Source organism: Nocardia sp. NPDC051900 (assembly GCF_044452545.1).
Lineage (GTDB): Bacteria > Actinomycetota > Actinomycetes > Mycobacteriales > Mycobacteriaceae > Nocardia > Nocardia sichangensis.
The window spans coordinates 47,735-69,605 of record NZ_JBITBU010000023.1 but is presented as its reverse complement, the minus strand read 5'-3'; the positions used below and the strand labels follow the sequence as shown (position 1 = coordinate 69,605).

At 68.8% G+C, this 21,871-nt stretch carries 18 protein-coding genes and 2 pseudogenes; 13 read left to right on the top strand and 7 right to left on the bottom strand.

Annotated features, from left to right (window positions below; genetic code table 11):
- Positions 1–75: 75 nt before the first annotated feature.
- The gene (locus ACIA5H_RS31565) at positions 76–270 is read right to left on the bottom strand and encodes a hypothetical protein (RefSeq protein WP_397079368.1); all 195 of its coding nucleotides are present in this window, start codon (positions 268–270) and stop codon (positions 76–78) included.
- Positions 271–729: 459 nt separating this feature from the next.
- Here ACIA5H_RS31565 and ACIA5H_RS31560 point away from each other — a divergent pair, with 459 nt between their 5' ends.
- Entirely contained in the window at positions 730–1,281 is a 552-nt protein-coding gene (locus ACIA5H_RS31560) for a VanZ family protein (protein WP_397079366.1), read from the top strand.
- Between the two features lie 219 nt (positions 1,282–1,500).
- Here the strand turns inward: ACIA5H_RS31560 and ACIA5H_RS31555 are convergent, their stop codons facing one another.
- Positions 1,501–2,253 carry a hypothetical protein gene (locus ACIA5H_RS31555; RefSeq protein ID WP_397079364.1) on the bottom strand — a complete coding sequence of 251 codons (753 nt, stop codon included), beginning with the start codon at positions 2,251–2,253 and terminating at the stop codon, positions 1,501–1,503.
- A gap of 238 nt (positions 2,254–2,491) precedes the next feature.
- Here ACIA5H_RS31555 and ACIA5H_RS31550 point away from each other — a divergent pair, with 238 nt between their 5' ends.
- The 5 genes and pseudogenes from ACIA5H_RS31550 to ACIA5H_RS31530 all read left to right on the top strand — a co-directional run bounded on the left by ACIA5H_RS31550 (position 2,492) and on the right by ACIA5H_RS31530 (position 7,487).
- Positions 2,492–2,716 (top strand): hypothetical protein, encoded by a 225-nt coding sequence (locus tag ACIA5H_RS31550; RefSeq protein ID WP_364425536.1) that lies wholly within the window; start codon positions 2,492–2,494, stop codon positions 2,714–2,716.
- A gap of 385 nt (positions 2,717–3,101) precedes the next feature.
- Positions 3,102–3,770, top strand: a complete 669-nt coding sequence (locus tag ACIA5H_RS31545; protein WP_379252362.1) for a GntR family transcriptional regulator — start codon at positions 3,102–3,104, stop codon at positions 3,768–3,770.
- A gap of 63 nt (positions 3,771–3,833) precedes the next feature.
- Positions 3,834–5,097, top strand: a pseudogene (locus ACIA5H_RS31540) (amidase family protein).
- A pseudogene (locus ACIA5H_RS31535) lies at positions 5,097–5,848 on the top strand (cysteine hydrolase family protein). Before ACIA5H_RS31540 ends, ACIA5H_RS31535 begins: the two co-directional pseudogenes overlap by 1 nt.
- Positions 5,823–7,487 (top strand): regulator, encoded by a 1,665-nt coding sequence (locus tag ACIA5H_RS31530; RefSeq protein ID WP_397079361.1) that lies wholly within the window; start codon positions 5,823–5,825, stop codon positions 7,485–7,487. The pseudogene ACIA5H_RS31535 and the gene ACIA5H_RS31530 overlap by 26 nt, the downstream one beginning before the upstream one ends.
- A 100-nt stretch (positions 7,488–7,587) precedes the next feature.
- On the opposite strand, the gene ACIA5H_RS31525 is transcribed toward ACIA5H_RS31530, so the two are convergent.
- Positions 7,588–8,244 carry a hypothetical protein gene (locus ACIA5H_RS31525; protein ID WP_355079521.1) on the bottom strand — a complete coding sequence of 219 codons (657 nt, stop codon included), beginning with the start codon at positions 8,242–8,244 and terminating at the stop codon, positions 7,588–7,590.
- Positions 8,245–8,305: 61 nt separating this feature from the next.
- Positions 8,306–8,716, bottom strand: a complete 411-nt coding sequence (locus ACIA5H_RS31520; protein WP_355079519.1) for a helix-turn-helix domain-containing protein — start codon at positions 8,714–8,716, stop codon at positions 8,306–8,308.
- 80 nt (positions 8,717–8,796) lie between these two features.
- Here ACIA5H_RS31520 and ACIA5H_RS31515 point away from each other — a divergent pair, with 80 nt between their 5' ends.
- Positions 8,797–9,705, top strand: a complete 909-nt coding sequence (locus ACIA5H_RS31515; RefSeq protein ID WP_397079358.1) for an NmrA family NAD(P)-binding protein — start codon at positions 8,797–8,799, stop codon at positions 9,703–9,705.
- A gap of 437 nt (positions 9,706–10,142) precedes the next feature.
- Here the strand turns inward: ACIA5H_RS31515 and ACIA5H_RS31510 are convergent, their stop codons facing one another.
- Positions 10,143–11,849, bottom strand: coding sequence for an FAD-dependent oxidoreductase (locus tag ACIA5H_RS31510; protein ID WP_397079356.1), 1,707 nt, complete (start codon positions 11,847–11,849; stop codon positions 10,143–10,145).
- An 11-nt stretch (positions 11,850–11,860) separates the two neighbouring features.
- Positions 11,861–14,107: a molybdopterin-dependent oxidoreductase gene (locus tag ACIA5H_RS31505; protein ID WP_397079354.1), complete on the bottom strand. Its 2,247-nt coding sequence runs from the start codon at positions 14,105–14,107 to the stop codon at positions 11,861–11,863.
- A gap of 38 nt (positions 14,108–14,145) precedes the next feature.
- Here ACIA5H_RS31505 and ACIA5H_RS31500 point away from each other — a divergent pair, with 38 nt between their 5' ends.
- Positions 14,146–14,853, top strand: coding sequence for a TetR/AcrR family transcriptional regulator (locus ACIA5H_RS31500; RefSeq protein WP_397079352.1), 708 nt, complete (start codon positions 14,146–14,148; stop codon positions 14,851–14,853).
- Between the two features lie 199 nt (positions 14,854–15,052).
- On the opposite strand, the gene ACIA5H_RS31495 is transcribed toward ACIA5H_RS31500, so the two are convergent.
- A complete protein-coding gene (locus ACIA5H_RS31495; RefSeq protein ID WP_397079350.1) occupies positions 15,053–15,712 on the bottom strand; it encodes a TetR/AcrR family transcriptional regulator in 660 nt (219 codons plus the stop codon).
- Positions 15,713–15,845: 133 nt separating this feature from the next.
- Here ACIA5H_RS31495 and ACIA5H_RS31490 point away from each other — a divergent pair, with 133 nt between their 5' ends.
- The 5 genes from ACIA5H_RS31490 to ACIA5H_RS31470 are packed head-to-tail and all read left to right on the top strand — an operon-like array spanning position 15,846 to position 21,811.
- Entirely contained in the window at positions 15,846–16,979 is a 1,134-nt protein-coding gene (locus ACIA5H_RS31490) for a VOC family protein (protein WP_397079348.1), read from the top strand.
- Positions 16,976–17,914, top strand: a complete 939-nt coding sequence (locus ACIA5H_RS31485; protein WP_397079346.1) for a fumarylacetoacetate hydrolase family protein — start codon at positions 16,976–16,978, stop codon at positions 17,912–17,914. The genes ACIA5H_RS31490 and ACIA5H_RS31485 overlap by 4 nt, the downstream gene beginning before the upstream one ends.
- Positions 17,911–19,827, top strand: a complete 1,917-nt coding sequence (locus ACIA5H_RS31480) for an acyl-CoA synthetase (RefSeq protein WP_397079344.1) — start codon at positions 17,911–17,913, stop codon at positions 19,825–19,827. Before ACIA5H_RS31485 ends, ACIA5H_RS31480 begins: the two co-directional genes overlap by 4 nt.
- A complete protein-coding gene (locus ACIA5H_RS31475) occupies positions 19,824–20,180 on the top strand; it encodes a DoxX family protein (RefSeq protein ID WP_379252377.1) in 357 nt (118 codons plus the stop codon). The genes ACIA5H_RS31480 and ACIA5H_RS31475 overlap by 4 nt, the downstream gene beginning before the upstream one ends.
- Entirely contained in the window at positions 20,177–21,811 is a 1,635-nt protein-coding gene (locus ACIA5H_RS31470; RefSeq protein ID WP_397079342.1) for a bifunctional 3-(3-hydroxy-phenyl)propionate/3-hydroxycinnamic acid hydroxylase, read from the top strand. The genes ACIA5H_RS31475 and ACIA5H_RS31470 overlap by 4 nt, the downstream gene beginning before the upstream one ends.
- Positions 21,812–21,871 lie beyond the last annotated feature (60 nt).

The following is a 21,871-nucleotide window of genomic DNA, read 5'->3' as shown; positions in this document are numbered from 1 at the left end:
CGACGGGATCGCCGACCAGCGGTGCTGTGCTGGCTGCTGAACACAGAGACACCCGCGCATATCGCTTTGAAACTATCATTCACGAGACGCGATGCCCGGCGTCCGGTTTCCCGGAACCGATTTGGAAGGGCCCAACGGCCCAGCCCGCAGCAGCATGGCCACCCCGTGCGGGTTGTCGAGGGTGACGGTGGTGGCGGGGCCGCGGTCCAGCAGCGCCTGCACCTGTTTGCGCGCCTCGACCTGCCGCAACTTGCCCAGTAGCTCGGCCACCCATAAAGGGTCGGTGAGGGGGATGAGAAAATTCCTGCAGGGATTATGGCGGCGGGGTCTACGGCTGCTACTACCAATGACCATCAGGTTCGGCACGCGAAGGGAGCGCTGCATCCAGCCATGCGGCTGTGACGCGTGCGCGGCATGCAAGGGGACGGAGGTCGCCAATGGTAAGCATGCGAGATTGGTCGAGAGAGGGACCTTCGCCAAGGCTCGTTCAATCCAGCTGAGTTGGGCGTCGGGCACCGCCCCGTGACCGCTTCGCTCAGCGCGCACGGCGGCTACTTAAGACTGGTGTATGGGCTTTTGCCGCTCACCTGACTTCAGGAACGTCCGCCGGGCATGGGTGGCGATGGGTGGAGCTGTGCGGGTGGCGATTTCGGGCAGGTCTGTGGCGCTGGTGATTTGGGTGATACTGGCGGGGTGAACGGGACGTGGGAGGCGTGGGGTGGGGTCGTGGTGGCCGCGGTCGCCGCGATACCGGTAGCCGGTCTCGTGGCCTGGTGGCTGGTTGGGCGGCGCGGGTGGCGGGCGGCGCTGTGCGATGTCGGGATGGTGACGGGTACCGCGCCGTGGTTGTGGATGATCCTCACGCCGACCGGAACGGGTCGTTCGCTGAATCTCGTGCCGCTGCGTGATCTGGCCGAGCAACTGGCCGACGACCGGGTGATCGAGCAGTTCGGCGGGAATCTTTTGGTCTTCGCCGCACTCGGCTTTTTGTTGCCGGTGCGCCGACCCTGGTTCGCCCGCTCGTACCGCATCCTGTTGGCGGGAGCAGCGGCTTCGATCGCGGTGGAGGCTGCACAGTTCGCCCTCGCTATCGGCCGTCACTCATCGGTCGACGACGTGCTGTTGAACGCGGCCGGTGCATGCCTGGCGGGCCAGCTCTCACGACATCTGTGGGCGTCGCGCGCAATTACCGACCGTTCCGAGCCGGCTTTACCCGAAGAGCCGACACGGGGCATCGTCTCCGAGCGATACGGCGTCCTCCAGCCGACCTTCCCCGAGTAGGGAGATCGTCGAGAAAGTGCGTGGCCGCTGGGGCGATGCCAGCCATCCACGACGAGCTGCCCTGATCAACAGATCCCACACTGGAGACCGATCCCGCTGGATGCACGGAAATCGGCATGAGCGCGCACTCGAGTTCACTAGAGCCAGCTTGGTGATCGGCCGGGGGAGTGGTTCCGGTGTTGCCGAGCGGCGGTTGGACCCGTGAGTCGCCTGTAGAGACTATTCGGCTTCTGAACGAAGAGTTGAGCTCTCAACAGGGGTTTGACGTGCAGCGCGAGCGAAACCCTGTTCCCCGTCGGGTGAAAGCCGTTCGCTGCCGGGTGGGTGGATGGGCTCCGGGCTAGTGATGACCAAGCGGCGGATGGCTCGCATGTACTCGTCCTCGGGTGAAAGCGGTTCGCTGCCGGGAGGATAGAGCGGCTCCGGGCGAGTCCCGAATAGGTAGTCGCGGAAGGCCCGCAGGTACTCGTCCAGGTCCCGTCGATCGGCGAACCTGGTTTCGGTCGCGTCGAACCATTCATCCGGTGTCGGGTGCCAGGCGATCATGTAGTCGAGAGCTTCGCGCACCATGTCCCCGTAGGTCGGATCCGTGGCGCAGACGGCGCGTAGCGCTGGGGCGCTGAGCCGCATTCCGCGGCCGTACTCGGCGTGGTGCATGGTCACCAGCGGCCACAGCAGCCCATTGATATGCGGGATTTCGTCCCACCATGTGGTTTTCGTGTGCAGTGTCTCGCTGACCCGCATTCGGCGACCCGATGCTGTGACGGGTGTCGGGTATTCGGAAGGCGCGCCTCTTCGGTCGATGGCGCGGGTCGGCCCGGTTTCAAGGTTCACGGGTGGATACCACACGCCGCGCCACACCGGGACTCCGAGATAGCGAGGATTCACCGGCAGTGGCTCGGCCAGTGAGATGTCGGCCGTAATTCGGTGCACAGGTGGCATCGGTTCGTCGGGGAACAGCTTCACCACCATCGACAGGCAATCCGGTACGTCGAATCCAGTCACGCCGACGCCCTGCCGGAAACGTGGGTCGGAGCACTGCTGTGGGTCGAATCTGATCCAGTACCGCCGCGGCGTGGTCATCCGCGATGTCCTTCCATCGGCATCAATGTCGAACGCTGACCCGATGGTCCCAGAGCCGATCAGCGTCTACCACTCGATAATCGGCAGAAGCGGATGTTCGTCGAGTTCGGACGTAGGGTGAGCTCCCGTGGAGTCGGACAGCAAGCTAGAGGACTTACGGTCAGTGCTCTCCTGCGTTTTCGAGAAGCTCGGTGCCGAGAGCCTCACCGAGCCCGACCGGATCGAGTTGGTGGCGCGCGCCGAGGTGGTTCAGGACCAGATCGACGCGATCGAGGATGTCATCGATGACGAGGAGCGCGTACGCGTGGGAACGACGCCCGTGCCGGAGCCTTCGGGTGATCGGCTGTTTTGAGGCGGCGCTGAACCGTCCGGGTCGCGACAACACAGTGCACTCGAAGCCGAGACTCGGAGTGCTTGCGCAGCGCAGTCCTCGTTCGGTAGCGGTGGCCGCCGATGCGCGCGGCGCCAGTGTCGAATTCGGTGAACCGCTTCAGATTGTTCATGCCGCACGTGGCGCTCCCCGAGGCCGTGGAACAGGGTCGAAGCTGCAACGGGATCTGGCTGCCGACCGATGGCACCGCGCGCGGGCACGGCATCCAGTGATCGTCGCCGACACCTGGAACGGCTGGTACTACAGCTCCGCCGAGGTCTGGGTGACCACGGCGGCCTTTCTGTCCTGGGCGGGTCCGGGGCAGCGGCCGCCGTGCCGCCGACCACCCCGTTCGTAGACTCGAAGCATGACGGTGCGTGCGGAGGAGACCGTGCTGCCGCCGAGCCTGGTGGATTTGGCGGTGCGGCATGTGCGGTCGGAGGTACTGAGCGGGGCGTACGCGCCGGGGGATCGGATCGGCGAGGAGGCGCTGTGCGCCCGGCTGGGCACCAGCCGGGCGCCGGTGCGGGAGGCGCTGCGGCTGCTGGTGCAGGAGGGGCTCATCGAGCATCTGCCGCGCCGCGGCTTCCGGGTGGTGGTGTGGTCGGCCACGGACGTGCTGCAACTGTTCGAGCTGCGGCGGGTCCTGGAGCGGCACGCGGTGGAGAGCGCGTTTCCGCTGCCCGCCACGGGAGATCCGCTGCGCGCGGTGCGCGCCGCGCTGGCCGACATGCGGGCGGCCGACGGCTGCGGCGACGACTTCGAGCGGGACAACGCGCACCGCCGCTTCCACGCCGCGATCGTCGCGCTGGCCGGCCATCGGCAGCTGGATCTGGCCTATGCGCCGATCCTGCTGAAGCTGCAGCTGCCGATGGCCCGCAACCTGCGGGAGGAGGCGCGGGCCACGCACCGCCGCGACGGGGTGCGCCGGCACGCCGCGCTGCTGGCCGCCTTGGAGACCAACGACCGGGACATCGTGCTGGAGGAGATGCGCAGGCACGGCGAGCTGGCCTACCTCGATCTCGAATTCCGCTGACCGGCAACACAGCCGAAACACGCGAATACACTGGCCTTCACGCATTCTGTCGACAATCGACAAATGCACAGCCCGGGGCCCAGCATCGCCGAGATTCTGCATTCACACGAAAGCGGTAGCGGCTCACCGACGGACACCGCGGCGCGGGTCGCCGACGCGATCGCCGCCAACGGCGACGACGGCACCTGGATCACGCCGGTGCCCCGCGCGCAACTGCTGGCCGCGGCGGCCGAGATCGAGCGGCGGCCGGGCGCGCGCACGCTGCCGCTGTACGGCGTGCCGTTCGGAGTGAAGGACAGCATCGATGTCGCGGGCTGGCCCACCACCCTGGCCTGCCCCGACTTCGCCTATACGGCAACCGGAACCGCCCCGGCGGTGCAGCGCCTGCTGGACGCGGGCGCGCTGTTCGTCGGCAAGACCAACCTGGATCAGTTCGCCACCGGGCTGAACGGCACCCGCACCCCATACACCATCCCGCGCAGCGTCTTCGGCGGCGACCTCGTCTGCGGCGGGTCCAGCTCCGGCTCCGCGCGGGCGGTGGCCCTGGGCGAGGTGCCGTTCTGCGTGGCCACCGATACCGCCGGGTCCGGCCGGGTCCCGGCCGCGCTCAACGGCATCGTCGGCTGGAAGCCGTCGCGCGGGTTGATCAGCGCGGTCGGGCTGGTCCCGGCGTGCAAGTCGCTGGACTGCGTCACCCTCACCGCGACCTCGATCGAGGACCTCGACCGGGTCTTCGACGTGATCGCGGCGGTGGACCCGGACGATCCCTGGAGCCGCCCCCGCGGGCCGCGCCACCGCGGCGGGCGGCTGCGCGCCGGGCTGCCCGCCGCGGCGGAGCTGGAGTTCTTCGGCGACACGGTGTTCCGTGATGCGCACCTGACGCTGCGGGAGCGCCTGTCCGGGCTCGGATTCGACTGCGTGGCGACCACTCTGGAGCCCTTCTTGCTACCGGTTCGACGCGGTGGACGTGTTCCGGGCGCAGCAGCGGCTACAACGGCTGCGCGCGCGGGTGGCCCGGATGTGGGCCGACTTCGACGTGCTGGTGCTGCCGGCCATCGGCACCACCTTCACCGTGGCGCAGGTGCTGGCCGATCCTGTCGCCACCAACACCGTGCTCGGGCACTACACCCATTTCGGGAATCTGCTCGACCTCACCGCCGTGGCGGTGCCGGTGGGCGTGACCGGCGACGGACGGCCGCTGTCGGTCATGGTGGCCGGTCCCGCGCTCGCTGACGACACCGTGCTGGCGGCCGCGGCGCGCATCCTCGACGAACCCCGCATGGTGGTGACCGCCGCGGCCGCCGCCCGAGCAGCGAAGGAGCGATAATGACCGCCACACAGTCCATTCCGGCGCGGCCGGGACCCTTCCGATACGAGCCGGGCACCCTGGCCCTGCTGATCATCGATATGCAGCGCGACTTCCTGCTGCCCGGCGGCTTCGGCGAGAGCCTCGGCAACGACGTCGGCCTGCTGCGCACGGTGATCGAGCCGCTGCGCGCGCTGCTGGCCGCCGCCCGCGAGGCGGGGTGCCGGTGCTGCACACCCGGGAGGGTCACCGGCCCGACCTGTCCGACTGCTCCCCGTCGAAGCTGTTGCGCGGCAACCCCTCTCAGCGCATCGGCGACCCGGGGCGGTTCGGCCGCATCCTGATCCGCGGCGAGTACGGCCACGACATCGTCGACGAGCTGGCGCCGCTGCCGGACGAGGTCGTGATCGACAAGCCGGGCAAGGGCGCCTTCTACGCCACCGGCCTCGCCGACGAACTGCAGCGCGGGTGCATCCGCTCCCTGCTGGTCACCGGGGTCACCACCGAGGTGTGCGTGCACACCACCGTGCGCGAAGCCAACGACCGGGGCTACGAGTGCCTGGTCGTGTCCGACTGCGTCGGTTCCTATTTCCCCGAATTCCAGCGAGTGGGGCTGGAGATGATCGCGGCACAGGGCGGCATTTTCGGCTGGGTCGCCGATTCGGCCGCGGTCGTCGCCGCGCTGACCACCCCCGCCCAGCTCGATCCTTCCGCCGATACGCCCGGTCTAGTGAACAGGAAAGCCGATGTCCCTCGAAACGCAACCCAGTGACACTGCACCCGCCGAGGAACCCGCCGCCCTCCGCTTGCCCTGGTGGACGCGCGGCGACACCAACGCCTACTTCGGGCTCTGCTTCAACATCCTGGTCAACGTGCTCACCCTCACCACGCTGTCCATCACGGTGGTGAACATCTCGAGCAGGGACGTGCTGGGCAGCGTGCTGCCCGCGCTGGGGGTGGCCCTGGTGCTCGGCAACCTCTACTACGTGCTGCTGGCCCGCCGCCTCGCCCGCCGCGAACAGCGGGCGACGGTGACGGCGCTGCCGTACGGACCCAGCGTGCCGCACATGTTCATCGTGGTGTTCGTGGTCATGCTGCCGATCTATCTGGGCAGCCACGATCCGCTGAAGGCGTGGTCGGCGGGCCTGGCCTGGGCGTTCCTGATCGGCGTGATCGTCATGATCGGCGGCTTCGTGGGCCCCTACATCCGCCGCATCACCCCGCGCGCGGCAATGCTCGGCACCCTGGCGGGCATCTCGATCACGTTCATCTCCATGCGCCCGGCCGCGCAGATGTGGGAGGCCGCGTGGATCGCGCTGCCCGTGCTGGCGATCATCCTGATCGGCTTCTTCACCGACGTGCGGCTGCCCGGCAACGTCCCGGTCGGCCTGGTGGCGCTGCTGGTCGGCACGGCGATCGGCTGGATCGGCGGGTTCATGTCGGTGCCGGACGTCAGCAAGGCCGCGCACGACATCGCGATCGGGCTGCCGACCCTGCACCTGCACTTGCTGTTCACCGGCCTCGGCAATCTCAGCCCGCTGCTGGCCACGGCGATTCCGCTGGGCGTCTACAACTTCACCGAGGCGATGAGCAACGTGGAGAGCGCCGCGGCGGCGGGCGACAACTACAACCTGCGCAGCGTGCTGCTCGCCGACGGGCTCGGCGCCGTCGTCGGCTCAGGCTTCGGCTCGCCGTTCCCGCCCGCGGTCTACATCGGCCATCCGGGCTGGAAGGACGCCGGCGGGCGCACCGGGTACTCGCTGGCCAGCGGCGTCACCATCGGCGTGATGTGCCTGCTGGGGCTGTTCGGGATGCTCGCCACCCTGCTGCCGATCCCGGCGATCGTGCCGATTCTGCTGTACATCGGCCTGCTGATCGGCGCACAGGCGTTCCAGGCGGTGCCCAAGTTGCACGCCGTGGCGGTGGTCGCGGCGCTGATCCCCAACCTCGCCGAGTGGGCGGTCGGCCAGATCGACAACGCGCTGACGGCGGCCGGTACCACCGCCGACAACGTCGGCGACGCCGCGCTCGGCCAAGCGGGCGTGGTGTACGACGGGCTGAAGACGCTGGGCTCGGGCGGCGTGCTGGCCGGTCTGGTGCTCGGCGCGGTCGTGACCTTCATCCTGGACAAACGCTTCGTCGCCGCGGCCACCGCGTGCGCCGCCGCCGCGGCACTGAGCTGGATCGGCCTGATCCACGCCGCACAGGTCGCCTGGGCTGCGGCACCGAAGGTGGCGCTGGGCTATCTGTTATGCGGGCTGGTCTGCCTCGCCTACTCGCGGCCGGCCGGGCCTCGGAAGCCGCTCGCGGCGGACCCGGCAGCGCCCGAACGGCCGACGCGACCGGCAGGGGCCACACCGGCGCAGCCCGAGCCGGCGGCCGTGGAGCCCGCCGCGACGCCGCTCGACTGAGCCGAGGCGAATTCGCCGATCGGCAGTGGTCTACGACGGTGAGAGCGAACTCAGCTGCCGACGAGCGGTCGGCTCGGAGGAACACCGACGGGTTGCGGTGCTATCCGGCGAACTCGTCGGCGAGGGTGTTCCAGAACATGAGTTCGTAGTTCTGGAAGAGTCTGGCGTAGAGGTGGGCGTCGTTCGGATTCAGTCGGTCGGTGTCGATTCCGGCCTGGATTGCGGCGAGGGCCCGCTGTTCGTATCCGGGGCTATCGGCCGCGAAGAAGTCGAAGAATGCGCAGGCCGGGTCATCGAACTTGTAGTTGGTGCGCATGCTGTCGGCGACCACACGGCAGTAGCGGCCGAATGCGGCGACATTCGCGTAGATACCGGCAGTCGCTGCGGAGGGTTCGGCGTTGAGCGCCAGCCACGCGACATACGCGGGATAGGCCTGACAACCCGCCCTGGGCGGCTCCATGCCCTGATCTGGTCCGGCCGCCGCCACGAGTGCGTCCAATAGAGCCAGTGCCTGCTGCTCGCCGGGCGGGAGGGCGTCGAGGAACGCTCTGACGTTCGGGTCGTCCGCCCGCGCCGCCATGGCGTGGAAGCTGCGCCAGTCGCTGCTTATGATGCGCTGTTCCTCGGCGGCGATCGCCGCGAATACCGCGCGTGGCGCCTTGCCCACCGAGATCAGCGGAACCATGCGATTGTCGTCGTCGTGCGGGGCCAGCTCGGCCTGGATCCCGTAGAGCAGGTCACGAGCGGTAAGGGTCATCGGGAGCCTCCCTGTGGGAATGCTTCCATTCAAGCGCTGTTCGCCCGCCCGCGACAGGTGTTCAGTCGCCGTGCTCGGCATCCCAGCGTCGGCGCGCGTCGGCGATGCGGTCCTTGTGCTCGCGCGACCAATCGGCGAGTGCGCCGATGGCCGCGGCCAGGCTCTGGCCGGTCTCGGTGAGCCGGTATTCGACCTGCGGTGGGATCGTCGGGTACGCGATCCGCTCCACCATGCCGTCGCGGCACAGGCGCTTGGTGGTCAGTGTCAGCATCCGCTGTGAGATGCCCGGAATCGCCCGCTCCAACTCACGGAAACGCCGCACTCCTTTACTCAGTTCGACGATCACCAATACCGTCCACCGATCCCCCAACCGGTCGAGCACATCGCGGATGCCGCAGTCGTCATCGCCACAGGGCCCGTCAGGAATAGTGCCCGCGACCTGCGCGGTGACCGCAGTGTTCGTGACCGACATGAAAGTGCCTCCTTATGCCGCGCGCCGCGGCCGCCGATGCTGGGTCGAATCCAGCAACTACAACAATCGGGAGTGTTGCGATGATCCTGGTAACCGGCATCTCCGGAGCCCTCGGCGGCCTCGTCCACCGCGGCCTGTCCACCCTCGACGACCTGACAGTAGCGGCGGGCAGCCGCTCCGGTGACGACATCACCACGCGCCGTATCGATTTCGACGACCCGGCGACGCTGTCCGCGGGACTGCGGGATGTCGATGTCCTGGTCCTGATTTCGGCCGGATATGCCGAAGACGATGTGGTGTTGGCCCGTCACGGTGCGGTGATCGACGCCGCCAGCGCGGCCGGTGTCCGGCACGTGATCTACACCGGTCTCGCGGGATCCGGCGATCTGACGACCATCGCCCTGCCGCACCGCTGGACCGAAAAGCGTCTCGCCGCAGCACCTTTCGACGCGACCGTCCTGCGCAATGGCCTCTACGCGGAGGTGCCGGTCGGCCTCGCCGTCGCCGGTGCCGCCTCCACGGCCGAATCGGGTGTATTCGCGGCGGCATTCGGCACCGGCCGGATCTCGGTGGTGGCGCGCGAGGACCTGGCCGAGGTAGCCGTTCGGGTAGCCGCGGAATCCGAGCGTGATCTGGCCGCGGGGCGGCCCAGCAGACATGCGGGCAAGGTATACGAGCTCGAGGGTGTGACCGCGATCGGCGGCCCGGATATCGCCGAGATCCTGAGCGAATCCCTCCGTCGCCCAGTGCGATACGTGCCGATTTCGCTCGGCGAAACGCGGGATATGTTGCAGGGCAGTGGATTGGAGCCGTACCAGATCACGCATACCCTCTCGTTGTTCGCAAACCTTGGTGCCGGACTACTCGAGGCATCGAGCACCGACCTCCTCGAACTGCTGCCGAGCGCACCGCGCGACGTTCGGGCACTCATCACCGACGCGGTGCGCGCGGGCGGGTTTCAGTCGGCATCGGTGAACGCGTCGCGCTGAACAGCAGGCCGGGCGAGGTCGAGAATGTCCAGTTCCCGTGCGATATCGCTGTAGCGCAGACGCACGTTGCCACCACGTGCCGACAACTCCTGCCGCCGCTCGTGAGAGCCCCACCCGGCATCGCACGCCGGGTTCGCGCTCGCATTCGTCCAGCAAGGCCGCAGAGTCGAATATCAGGCACCGGATGCCGAACTGGCGTCGCACCGGCCCGCGCGGATCGCCTAGCACCTCTGTCGACACCCCCGCGAACGCCTCGGCGCTCGCCTCAGCATCCGAAGACCTTGCTGGGCGAGCGACGTAGCCAGGTGCGCAGAATACTTGCGGCAGAGAGGATTCGGCGGCGTCGTCCGCGGTCGTGGACGACGAGCAAGGACCCGCACTTCGTCCCGAAAGAACCCACATCGTCAGTCTCTACACGCGGCATTAGCAGGAATTGGTCAGAGGCGGAACCCGTCTGCGTCGATCGGCAGTGGAATCGTCGGCATCGAGTCCTCTCCATGCGCAACGGCGAGCAAGGCGGGGAACGAGGCGAGTTTGCGCCTCGGCCGTCCCTGAACCGCGCCGAGGTCGCGCTCGGTCCGATCGATCGCCCTCCACTCGTGCACACCGACGGCGGTGGGCCGGCGGTGCCGGACCAGTGCGTCGAGGTCCTGCGGGGTGGTTGCCGGGGTGGGAAGCAATCCTGCGGAATGGTCGGAGAGGAGTGCGGCGACAGTGTCCAGTGCGCATTTCTTGTTGGCGCCGATGCCTCCGGACGGGCCCCGCTTGATCCATCCCGCCGTGTAAACGCCGGGGATGGGTTCGCCGGTCCCGGCGAGGACTCGGCCGAAGTCGTTGGGCAGCACACCGCGGTCATGGTCGAAGGGGAGGCCGGACAGCGCAGCGCCGCGGTAGCCCACCGCCCGGAGTACCAGGCCCGCCTCGATGGTCTCTTCGATTCCGGTCGGGACAGCGCGGACGTCGCCGCCGGGGCCGTGTTCGAGCCGATTGCGAGCCACACGCACTCCGGTGACTCGTTGATCGCCTGAGATCTCCAGCGGAGAACACAAGTAGCGCAGTACAATACGGCGCGACGCGCCGCAGTGGCGTGTGGTGAGTTCCGCGGCAGCCTGCGCTTTGGCCAGCCCGATCGGGTCCGAAGAAAGTGCGGCGAGCTGGTCGGGATGCAACCTGGCCTCGTCGGGCAAGGCGAGGGCATCGGCGCCGTCGAGGTCGGTCAGGGCGAGCAGCTCGGGAGTGGTGTACGCGGCCTGCGCGGGGCCGCGCCGGCCGAGCACCACGACTTCCTCGATCGTGCCTGCGGCCAGGGCGGCCAGCGCGTGGTCGGCCATATCGGTGGCGGCGAGCTCCGCGGGATCGGCGACCAGGAGGCGGGCGATGTCGAGGGCGACGTTGCCGTTGCCGACGACGACCGCACGGCGACAGGAGAGATCGAACGTGCGGTCGATGAAGTCCGGGTGGCCGTTGTACCAGTTCACGAACTCGGTTGCCGACGCGCTGCCCGGCAGGTCCTCGCCGGGAATCCCCAGGCGGCGGTCACCGGAGGCCCCATAGGCATAGACGACGGCGTGGTGCGCTGCGGCCAGCTCGTCGTGGGTGATGTGGGTACCGACCTCGACGTTGAGGTGGAAGCGGAAGCGGCCATTGGCGGCGGCGCGCTCGAATACCTCGGTGACGGATTTGGTGGACGGGTGGTCGGGGGCCACGCCGCCTCGCACCAGACCCCACGGTGTGGGCAGCCGGTCGAACATCGTGACTGTCGCGCCCGGATGCTCGAGCAGCTCGAGTGCGGCATACGCGCCCGCGGGCCCGGAGCCCACCACCGCGACTCGAAGCTCCTCGATCTCGGCCCGCGCAGCGGGCGGCGAGGCGTCGGGGATGCCGGGCGGCAGCGGGTTTCGCTGGTAATAGGCCTCCGCCAGGTCCAAGAACCGGCCTGCGGCGGGCGCGGTGTCGCGGGTGATCGCCCCGACCGGGCACTCGGCGACGCAGGCGCCGCAATCGATGCAGCTGGCGGGGTCGATGTAGAGGGCTTCGGCGGAGGCGAAGCCCGGTTCGTCTGGGGTGGGATGGATGCAGCCGACCGGGCACACCGGCACACAGGAGGCGTCGTTGCAGCACGGCTGGGTGATGACGTGGGGCATGGCGTTCCTTGCTAGCGGGAGTCGGGGAGCGGTTCCACGGTGACCGGGATTCCGTTGAGGGCGGCGTTTCCGCTGACGGTGTCCAGGAACAGCGGGTCGGTGACATCGTTGGCGCTCGCGCCCGCGACGCGGGAGGCCACGGACAGCCGACTTTCCGCCGCCGCGTGCCCGTACCCGTGCGGCAGGCTGACCGTGCCCGCCATGATGTCGGTGGTCTGCCTGACGTCCACCCGCACGGCGCCGGTGCGCGAGCGCAGCACGGCGGGCCCGTCGGCCAGTCCGAGGCGGGCCGCGTCGGCAGGATGCATGAGCAGATGGTGCCGTTGCGGACCGGCGACGAGGCGGGCGTAGTTGTGCATCCAGGAATTGTTGGAGCGCAGGTGCCGTCGGCCGATCAACAGCAGCGACCCTGGATCCGCCGGAGCCGTACCCAGGTCGGAGCGCAGGGTGTCGAGGGCGTCCGCGATTTCCGGTGGCACGAGGTGTAGTCGGCGGTCAGGAGTGCGCAGGCGATGCTCGACGCCCGGCCGCAGCGGGCCCAGGTCCAGCCCGGCCGGGTGCGCGAGCAGTCGCCGCACGCTCAGTTTGTAGCGACCTGTGCGCAGGAGCAGGTCCACCAGCCGGCGCGGTGGTGTCCGCAGCCGAATCTCGGTGGCCACGGCGGGCCTACTGAGGCGACGGCGCAATACCCGCATCCGGCCGCCTCCGAGGTGGCGTTGGTAGGCCGAGCCGAGGTCGCGGAAGATCTCCCAGTCGTGCCGCGCGCCGCGCGGCTTGGGCAGCACCGCGGGCGAGTATTTCGCGGTATTGCGGACGGCGAAGGACCGGAAAACCAAATCGTAGTGGTCTCGTTCCAGCGCGCTGGTCGGCGGCAGGATGACGTCGGCGTGGCGAGTGGTCTCGTTGAGGTAGAAGTCCACGGCCACCATGAAGTCGAGGCCGCCGAGCGCGGTGCCGAGTGCGGCTCCGGCAGGAGTGGACAGCACCGGGTTTCCCGCGATCGTCAACAGCGCCCGGACCTGCCCCTGGCCCGGCGTCGTGATCTCCTCGGCAAGGGCGGCGACCGGAAACTCCCCGGCGAAGGAAGGAAGCCCGCGCACACGGCTGCGGCGTCGGCCGAAATGGCCCGGGCTCAGCAGCCGTGTCATGTCGATGGCCGGGTCGGTGAACAGCGTCCCGCCCTCGCGCCCCAGGTTGCCGGTGATGATATTGAGCACCTGGATGGCCCACTGGCACACAGTGCCGTGCCGCTGGGTCGACACGCCGAACCTGCCGTAGCAGGCGGCGGGACCCGCGTCGGCGAAGGAGTGGGCGAGGCGGGTGATCGTGGCGGCGGGCACGCCGCTGAAACGGCCAGCGGCTTCCGGCGTGAACTCGGAGACCGCGTCTCGGAGCGCGTCCGCACCCGTGATGTAGTCGGGCAGGCGCGGTGCCCGGTCTCGCAAGACGACGTGCACCATGGCCAACAGCACCGCGGCGTCCGTGCCGGGCCGGATGAATACGTGCTCATCGGCGTCCGCGGCCGTCTCCGTGCGGCGCGGGTCGATGACGGTGACCCGCCCGCCGCGCTCGCGGATCTCCCGCAGCCGCCGCGCCATATCCGGCGCGGTCATCAGGCTTCCGTTCGACGCACGCGGGTTGGCACCGAACATGAGCAGGTGCTGTGTCCGGTCCAGATCCGGCTCCGGCAGCAGGAACTGGTGCCCGTACAGCAGTGCCGAAACGACCTGGTGCGGCAACTGGTCGACCGAGGATGCCGAGAAGTGGTTGTGGGTTCGCAACAATGAGGCGAACGCGGACCCGTGGGTCATCGTGCCGAGGCTGTGGACCGAGGGGTTGCCCAGGTAGACCGCCACCGCATTCGCGCCGTGCCGCCGACGGGCCTGAGCGAGTCCGCGGGCCGCCGCACTGATCGCCTCGGACCAGTCCACCTCCACCCATTCTCCGTCGATCTTGCGCAGCGGCCGCCGTAGCCGGTCCGGGTCGCTGTGCACGTCGGTCATCGCTACGGACTTGGGGCACACGTGGCCGCGGGATAGGGGGTCGTCGCGGTCGCCGCGCACACCGACGGCCCTCCCGCCCTCGATGGTGATCTCGATCCCGCAAATCGCCTCGCACAAGTTGCAAGCGGCCTTCGCGGTGCCGCCGCCCCCGGAGCCGCGTATCGCCCGCCCCGCCTTGGTCAACGCATCGACGGCTGCCCCGGTCGCACTCATGGTGTAGTCGCCTCCGCAAGAGATCCGCTGAAACATGAACATGACGTCATGTTATTTTTTTCGTGTCTACCATGGATGCCGTGCCCGACGCCAGCCCTCTCCGCCGCGAACCGGTCCAGCAGCGCAGCCGCGAGCGGGTCCAGCGGATCTTGGACGCCGCCATGGAGATCATCACGGCCGAGGGAACCGACGCGGCGACGGTCCGTTCCGTGGCGGAACGTGCTGGTGTCCCGTCGGCGACGGTGTACCAGTTCTTCACCAACCGCGACGCCATCTTCGAGCAGCTGCTCGCCCGCGAACTCACGCGCCTCGATAGCGAACTGGAGGAGTCTCTCGCCACCGCCCGGCCACACCCGGACATCGCGGCCGCCGTCGAGGCGTTCATCGCCTTTCACGGCCGCCACTACATGTCGCACCCGGACTTCGTCGCGCTCTACTACGCCTCCCGGCACAACGAGGCTCTCCGCGACGACATCAGAAAACACCTCGGCAGGCTCACCGACCTGCTCCACCGCCACCTGCTTGCCACCGGCCTGCTCGCGCCCGGCACCAGCCGACGCGTCGTCGAAGTGGCCGTGGAGCTGGGCGACCACGTCTTCGAGCTGGCCCACCAGCGCGGCGACGAGAGTGACGCGCTGACCGACGAGGGTCGGATCGCCATCACTCGCTACTTGCAGGTCTATGCGGCCGCCCGCCGGCACGACGAGCCGATCGGGCTCGGTGAGCAGATGGTCCGTGCCGAGCCGATGGCTTCGGCTGTTTCACCGAGCGCGCAGGCGTCGTCGTAGCGGCGCGCATGCACCGTATGCGCGCCAGCACTATTCCCCCTGACCAGCGGCTGGAGTCGCGCGGCGCGTGGCCCACCGACCGGCGTTCGGTGGTGTGCCGGCCCCGGTAGAGCATGCGGTGCTCCGGCCGCGATGGCCCAGTTAGCGTTCCCCCCTCGAGATGGTTGCCGCAGGCTCCCGTCGCTGACGACCGCTGAGTCTATGGAGTCGAGCCGACGCGCGGCAGGTCCAATGGCGGTAGCGGGCGTCGGCAGATCTCGTGGGCTTCCTCGGAGGAGAGCCCGAACATGCGCAGCAGGTCCTCGGCCACCTGGTCGGCGGCCTCGGCGTCGTCGCGTTCGGGATGGTCGTGCAGCAGGCGGCCGAGGCCCAGGGCCGCGCCGGCGACGATGGTCATCGACAGTTCCGGGTCGCGGATGTCGAAGCGCCCGGCTTCGGCCGCGGCCTCGATGTCGCGGCGTGCGCGAGGCGCGAGCCCGCGGTCCGAGTTCGTCAGGCTGAGGCCGTCATTGAGCAAGACCTTGCTGAGGGTGGGATGCAGGCGGTGCAGGCGGCCGGTGAGGCGGAAGCTCTGCGCGAAGACCTGAGCCGGATCCTCGACGTCTCCGCACAGCAGATCGAGCAGTGCGCCGTGCCGATCGAGCGCCTCCTCGACGGCAGCATGGAACAGCTCCTCGCGGCTCTGGAAATGGTTGTAGAACGATCCCATGCCGACGTCGGCGGCCTGGGTGATCTCGAGGATCGGCACGTTGATCTTGCCCTCGGCCAGCAGTGACTGCGCCGCGCCGACCAGCGCGGCGCGCGTGCGGGCCTTGCGGCGTTCCAGGCGATTGGGTTCCGACCCATTGTGCGTGGTCATCGATGCATCTCTCCTACTGGACAGGCTCACCATCATAGCCGCTCGATTCAATTTTGACGGAATCGTCAAATAGTATTGACTGACGCTACTCTCTTAAGTGACGATATCGTCAGTACTTGGAAGGGAGTGGTCGATGAGCGGCCATCACGATGTACACAGCGGTCTGCACAGCGAGCAGGGGGCGCACGCGGGTGAGCATTCGGGCCGGGCGCGCAATCCCGTGATCAAGGTGCTGGACTTGGCGTGGCTGGAGTTCGAGAAGCCCGACCTGGACGGAGCGGAGGCTTTCGCCCACGCCTTCGGGTTCGCGACCGCCATGCGGACGGCCGACGAGTTGCAGCTGCGCGGGACCGATCCGGGCGCGCCCTGCGTGCTCATCCGGCGTGGTGTCCGCTCGCGCTTCGTCGGTCCGGCCTTTCGTGCCGCCGATTCCGCCGATCTGCTGCGACTGGCCGCCGCGACCGGTGCGCGAGCCATGCCATTGCCGGAGTCACTGGGCGGACTGACCGTCGACCTGGCCGATCCCAGCCGCCTGCGGGTGCGAGTGGTCGCCGAGACGCGCGAACTGGAGGCTTTGCCGACGCAACGGCCCCACATCTTCAACTTCGGGCACGAGGTGGCCCGGGTGAATGCCACGCAGCGACCGCTGCGTGCACCGGCACGCGTGCGTCGGCTCGGACACGTGGTGATCCAGTCGACGAGATACCGCGAGAGCCTTGACTGGTATCTGCGGAATCTGGGCCTGATCGTCAGCGACTTCCTCTTTTACCTGGGCCAGCGGGAGCGTGGTCCGGTCATGAGTTTCATTCGCTGCGACCAGGGTTCGGTGCCGACCGACCATCACACGCTCGCGTTGACGCTCGGGCCGTCGAACCGCTATGTGCACTCCGCGTATCAGGTCGCCGACCTGGACGCGCTCGCGGCGGGTGGAGAGTACCTGCGCGAACAGGGTTATCGCCGATCGTGGGGGATCGGCCGCCATATCCAGGGCAGCCAGATCTTCGACTACTGGCGCGATCCCGACGGGTTCATGGTGGAGCACTTCACTGACGGGGACATGTTCGATTGCACCCTCGAGCCGGGCTGGGCGCCGATGAGCGCTTCCGGTCTGGCGCAGTGGGGCCCGCCCGTGACCAAGGACTTCCTCGGCATCAAGCCCGGAGCCGAATCGCTGCGCGCACTGCGCTCGATCGTCGACGCGCTGCGTGAGGACAACGAATTCGATATCCGCCGCCTGCGCGGCCTGTTGAAAGTGGCCAACTCATGAGCACATCCATCCTCCGCACCGCCGACGCCTGGTGGGTGCAGACCCCCGCCGGTGCCGCCCGTATCGATACCACCGCGACGACCACGCGGGAACTGCTCGCCGACCGTGAGGCGATCGCCGCGGCTGCATCCGGCGCGGAAACAATAGCGGTACAGAGCCTTTCGTTGATTTCCCCAGTGACCGCGTCGTGTCGGGTGGTGGCGCAGATGACGAACTTCGCCTCGCACGTGAAGGACTCGGGGATGGACCCCGAGACGGTGCCGCTCACGTTCTTCCGCAAGTCGTCCGGATCGATCAGTGGCCCCCACGACGACGTCATCCGGCCCGCGCATGTGCAGCTGCTCGACTACGAGGTGGAGATCGGCCTCGTGTTCGGTCGCGAGATGCCGGTCGGCTCTGATGTCTCGGCGGAGAACCTCGCGGATTACGTCGCGGGCCTGGTGGTTACCAACGACATCTCGGCGCGCGACGTGCAGCTGCCGAAAACGCAGTTCTACGAAGCGAAGTCGTATCCGACCTTCACCCCGGTCGGCCCGGCGCTGGTGCTGCTCGACGCCGATGAGCTGAAGCGGTTCGGAGATCTGCGGCTGCGGCTGTGGGTCAATGGACAGCTGCGGCAGGACATGACGGTCGCGGACATGATCTACCGGCCGGTCGAGACGCTGCGCGCGCTGACCCGATTCCAGCGCATGGACGCCGGAGATCTGCTGCTCACCGGAACCCCGATCGGCACCGCGCTCAGTGCCCCGCCCAAGCCGGTGGAGATCATCGGCTCGCTGCTGCCGCCGAAGGTCAAGTGGAAGATGTTCTTCCAGGGCCAGGCCAAGAACCCGAAGTACCTGAAGGACGGGGACGTGGTCGAGGCCGCGATCGGCACCGACGACGGCGCCCTCGACCTGGGCCGCCAGCGCACGGTCGTGAGGTACGCCCGATGACCGACAACACGACCCTCGAGACCTCGACCGAGGACTTGCTCTGGCCCCGGTACACCGGCCCGGAGGACCTGGCCGCCATCGAAGCGGTACCGCTCGAGGCGCGCGGCCTGCCCGAATCGACCTACGCCCTGCTCGTCCGCGCGGCGACGCGATGGCCGGAGCGCACCGCGATCACCGTGCTGCCGGATGCGGCGCGATGGCGAGAGCCGTTGCAGCGCACCTACTCCGAGCTGCTCGCCGACGTGCACAAGTACGCGAACCTGCTGCGCGAGCTGGGTGTGCGCCGCGCCGATGCGGTCGCGCTGATCGCACCCAACTGCGCGGAGCTGATCCCGGCCACCCTCGCCGCGCAGCTGGCGGGCATCGCCGCACCGATCAATGGCGGCCTGTCGCACGAGCACGTCGCGGAGCTGCTGCGCCGCTCGGGCGCTCGGGTCTTGATCGCCGCCGGTCCGGAACTCGAGCCTGACACCTGGACCGCCGCACGCGAACTCGCGGCGCGCGGCCTGTTAAATGCCCTGCTCGTGTTGCGTCCGACGGCATCTCCGGAGCCGCCGCCGACCCTGCCCGGCATCGGCGGCCTCCGGATCGGCTACCTCGACACCCTTGCCGTCGAGGCGGATTCGAGCCGCTTTCACGGAGAGGCACCGGCGGAATCGGATCTGGCGGCGATGTTCCACACCGGCGGCACGACGGGTGTGCCGAAACTGGCGGCGCACCGACATTCCGGTGAGGTCTCCAATGCGTGGATGATCGCCGCCAACTCGCTGCTCGATGAGGAATCGGTGGTCTTCGCCGCGCTGCCGCTGTTCCACGTCAACGCGCTGGTCGTCACCCTGCTCGCGCCGCTGTTCCGCGGTCAGCCGGTGGTATGGGCCGGTCCGCTGGGATACCGGGACTTCACGCTCTACGCGGAGTTCTGGAATATCGTGGCGCACTACCGGATTGCCGCGATGAGCGCCGTGCCGACGGTGTACGCGGTACTGGCCCAATGCCCGATCGACACCGACATCACCAGCTTGCGCTACGCGATGGTCGGCGCGTCCCCGCTGCCGCTCGCGGTCCGCGAAAACTTCCAGCTGCACACCGGGGTCACGCTGGTGGAGGGTTACGGCCTCACCGAGGCGACGTGCGCCACCGCACGCAGCTTCCCGGATGTTCCCCGGCCCGGCGCGGTCGGGCAGCGCATGCCCTATCAGCAGGTCGCGGTCGTCCGCACGGCTGAAGACGGGGTGTGGGAGACACTCGCGGACGGGGAGACCGGTGTCCTGGTCATCAGCGGCCCCACGGTCTTCGCCGGATACGTGACCGGCCGCGACGAACACGGTCACCGCCTCGATGGACTGGGCACCGTGGTCGACGGCTGGCTGAGCACCGGCGACCTGGCCCATATCGATGAGGAGGGATTCATCCATCTGCACGGTCGCGCAAAGGATCTCATCATCCGCGGCGGCCACAACATCGATCCAGCGAGCATCGAGGACGCGCTGCTGAGCCACCCGCAGGTGAGCGCGGCCGGAGCGGTGGGCCGCCCGGACGTACACGCCGGCGAGGTTCCGGTCGCCTACGTCGCGCTCACCGCGGGCGCCGAGGTCACCGAGGACGAACTGGTGGCGTGGGCGGCCGAGCGGGTGCACGAGCGCGCCGCAGCCCCCAAGACGGTCACCATCCTCGACGCGCTGCCCGTCACCGATGTCGGAAAGCCCTACAAGCTGGGCCTGCGCGCCGATGCGACGCGGCGCGAACTGCTCGACGCGCTCGCCGAGACCACCGGTGTGGCGGGTATCTCCGCCGCGGTCGAGGACGGCGCGATCGTCGCCACCGTCGTACTGGACCCCGATGCCGACCCAGCCGCGGCCGAGGCGATCCTGGGCCGCTATGCGATCGACGCGAGAATCGAGGTGCGGCAATGAAAACCGTGACGAAGGTGCTCGGGGGCCTGCTGGCAGCCGAATTCCTATACCTCGGGACGGCCAAGGTCGCGGCGGTCGCGTCGATGCGCGAGCGTGCGGCGCATCTCGGGTACTCCACCACCGCTTATCGCGGCATCGGCGCGGTCGAACTCCTCGCGGCCGGTGGGGTGCTGCTGGGACCGGTCCGCCCCGCGATCGGCCGGGCTGCCGGGGCCGGGCTGGTGCTGTTGATGACCGGTGCGGTCGCCAGCCATCTCAGAAACGGCGACGGCGCAACCGAAATCGCGCCCGCGACGGGTACGGCTGTGGTCGCCACGGCCTACGTGGCCACGTTGATCGGTGGATCCCGATGACTTCGCCGACAGTTCCGGTGGTGATCGTCGGAGCGGGCCCGTCCGGGCTCACCGCGGCCACGCTGCTCGCCCAATACGGCATCGAATCGCTGGTCCTCGAGCGGTGGGAGGGCGTCTACCCGCAGCCGCGCGCGGTCCATCTCGACGGTGAGATCCGGCGGATCGTGGAACTTCTCGGCATCGGGCCGGGGTTCGACGCGATCACCCGGCCCGCCCCGGGGTTGCGCCTGGTGGATTCGCGGCATCGGGTGCTGGCGCAATTCGACCGCGATCCGGCCGGGGGCCGCAACGGATTCCCCGAAGCCAACCTCTTCGACCAGCCGGAGCTGGAGGCGCTGTTGCGGGCCAATCTGGCGCTGCATCCGACCGTTTCGCTGCGCGGCGGGGTGGAAGTCACCGGGCTGACGGTCGAGAAGGACTGTATCCGGGTCGATTTCGAAGACCGTGCGACCGGCGCGTCCGAGTCGGTGCGCGCCCGCTACGTGCTGGGTTGCGACGGCGCGAACAGCCTGGTGCGCACCGCGATCGGCGCGCGCATGCGGGATTTGCGATTCGAGCAGCGCTGGCTGGTCGTCGACCTCGCGACCACGGTCGATCCTGGGCACTGGGGAGGCGTGCATCAGGTATGCGACCCGCATCGAGCCGCGACATACATGCGCATCGGCACGACCCGCCACCGGTGGGAATTCCGTTTGCGGCCCGGCGAATCCGCCGACGACTACCGTGATCTGGCTCGACTGTGGCCCCTGCTGGCCCCATGGCTGGCCGACGCCGACCGCGAGGGCTTGGAGCTGGTCCGGGTGGCGGAGTACACCTTCCGCGCGCAACTGGCCGACCGATGGCGTGCCGGACGCGTATTCCTGCTCGGCGATGCCGCCCACCTCACCCCGCCGTTCATCGGGCAGGGCATGGGCGCGGGCGTGCGCGATGCCGCCAATCTCAGCTGGAAGCTGGCCGGGGTGCTGCGCGGCGAGCTTCCTGAGCCGGTGCTCGCCACCTATGAGACCGAGCGGAAACCGCACGCGCACATGATGATCCGGCTGGCCAAACTCATGGGTTCGACCATGACCGAGGGCGGCGAACTGGGCAATCGACTGCGCGGCCTGCTCGCTCCGCGACTGCACCGGCTGCCCGGGCTGACCCGGACGATCATCAGCGGAGAGTCACCGCCGCTGCACCGCTCCGCGCTGGTGACCGCACCGCCGCTGCGTCGAGGTCTGGCCGGACGGCTGGTCCCGAACGAACGGATGGCCGATGGGCGCCGGGTCGACGACCTCATCGCCGGGCGTTACGCCATCATCACGACATCGGCCCCATCACCGGTGCAGGCGGCGACCGTCGAACAGCGCGGCGGTGTGGTGTTGCGGGCCGTGCCGGGCACCGCGCTGCACCGCTGGCTGCGCGGCGGGCGCGCCGACGCCGTGCTCGTCCGCCCCGACGGCACCGTGCAGACCTGCGGGAGAACGGTGTCGGATCTGTACTCGTCACTGCCGAGTTTCGCGCCGAGTGCACGTCCGGCGCAGACCGGCTCGCCAACCCCGAAAGCCGCTGAACGCGTCGAACCCATCAGTCGCCCGCCCAGTTCCGACGGCATTGTGCAGGCAGACGCGCTGACAGTGAGCGACTCCTAGCTAGGCGAGGGACCAGCCGAACGGGTCATCCCGACTGATCGACCTCGACCGCTGAACTCG

Bases quoted from the DNA above. Each gene is read 5' to 3' on its own strand.
- ACIA5H_RS31555 (WP_397079364.1), bottom strand. From the start codon at position 2,253: ATGGTGGTGAAGCTGTTCCCCGACGAACCGATGCCACCTGTGCACCGA.
- ACIA5H_RS31545 (WP_379252362.1), top strand. From the start codon at position 3,102: ATGACGGTGCGTGCGGAGGAGACCGTGCTGCCGCCGAGCCTGGTGGAT.
- ACIA5H_RS31530 (WP_397079361.1), top strand. From the start codon at position 5,823: ATGTCCCTCGAAACGCAACCCAGTGACACTGCACCCGCCGAGGAACCC.
- ACIA5H_RS31525 (WP_355079521.1), bottom strand. From the start codon at position 8,244: ATGACCCTTACCGCTCGTGACCTGCTCTACGGGATCCAGGCCGAGCTG.
- ACIA5H_RS31520 (WP_355079519.1), bottom strand. From the start codon at position 8,716: ATGTCGGTCACGAACACTGCGGTCACCGCGCAGGTCGCGGGCACTATT.
- ACIA5H_RS31515 (WP_397079358.1), top strand. From the start codon at position 8,797: ATGATCCTGGTAACCGGCATCTCCGGAGCCCTCGGCGGCCTCGTCCAC.
- ACIA5H_RS31510 (WP_397079356.1), bottom strand. From the start codon at position 11,849: ATGCCCCACGTCATCACCCAGCCGTGCTGCAACGACGCCTCCTGTGTG.
- ACIA5H_RS31505 (WP_397079354.1), bottom strand. From the start codon at position 14,107: ATGTTCATGTTTCAGCGGATCTCTTGCGGAGGCGACTACACCATGAGT.
- ACIA5H_RS31495 (WP_397079350.1), bottom strand. From the start codon at position 15,712: ATGACCACGCACAATGGGTCGGAACCCAATCGCCTGGAACGCCGCAAG.
- ACIA5H_RS31490 (WP_397079348.1), top strand. From the start codon at position 15,846: ATGAGCGGCCATCACGATGTACACAGCGGTCTGCACAGCGAGCAGGGG.
- ACIA5H_RS31485 (WP_397079346.1), top strand. From the start codon at position 16,976: ATGAGCACATCCATCCTCCGCACCGCCGACGCCTGGTGGGTGCAGACC.
- ACIA5H_RS31480 (WP_397079344.1), top strand. From the start codon at position 17,911: ATGACCGACAACACGACCCTCGAGACCTCGACCGAGGACTTGCTCTGG.
- ACIA5H_RS31475 (WP_379252377.1), top strand. From the start codon at position 19,824: ATGAAAACCGTGACGAAGGTGCTCGGGGGCCTGCTGGCAGCCGAATTC.
- ACIA5H_RS31470 (WP_397079342.1), top strand. From the start codon at position 20,177: ATGACTTCGCCGACAGTTCCGGTGGTGATCGTCGGAGCGGGCCCGTCC.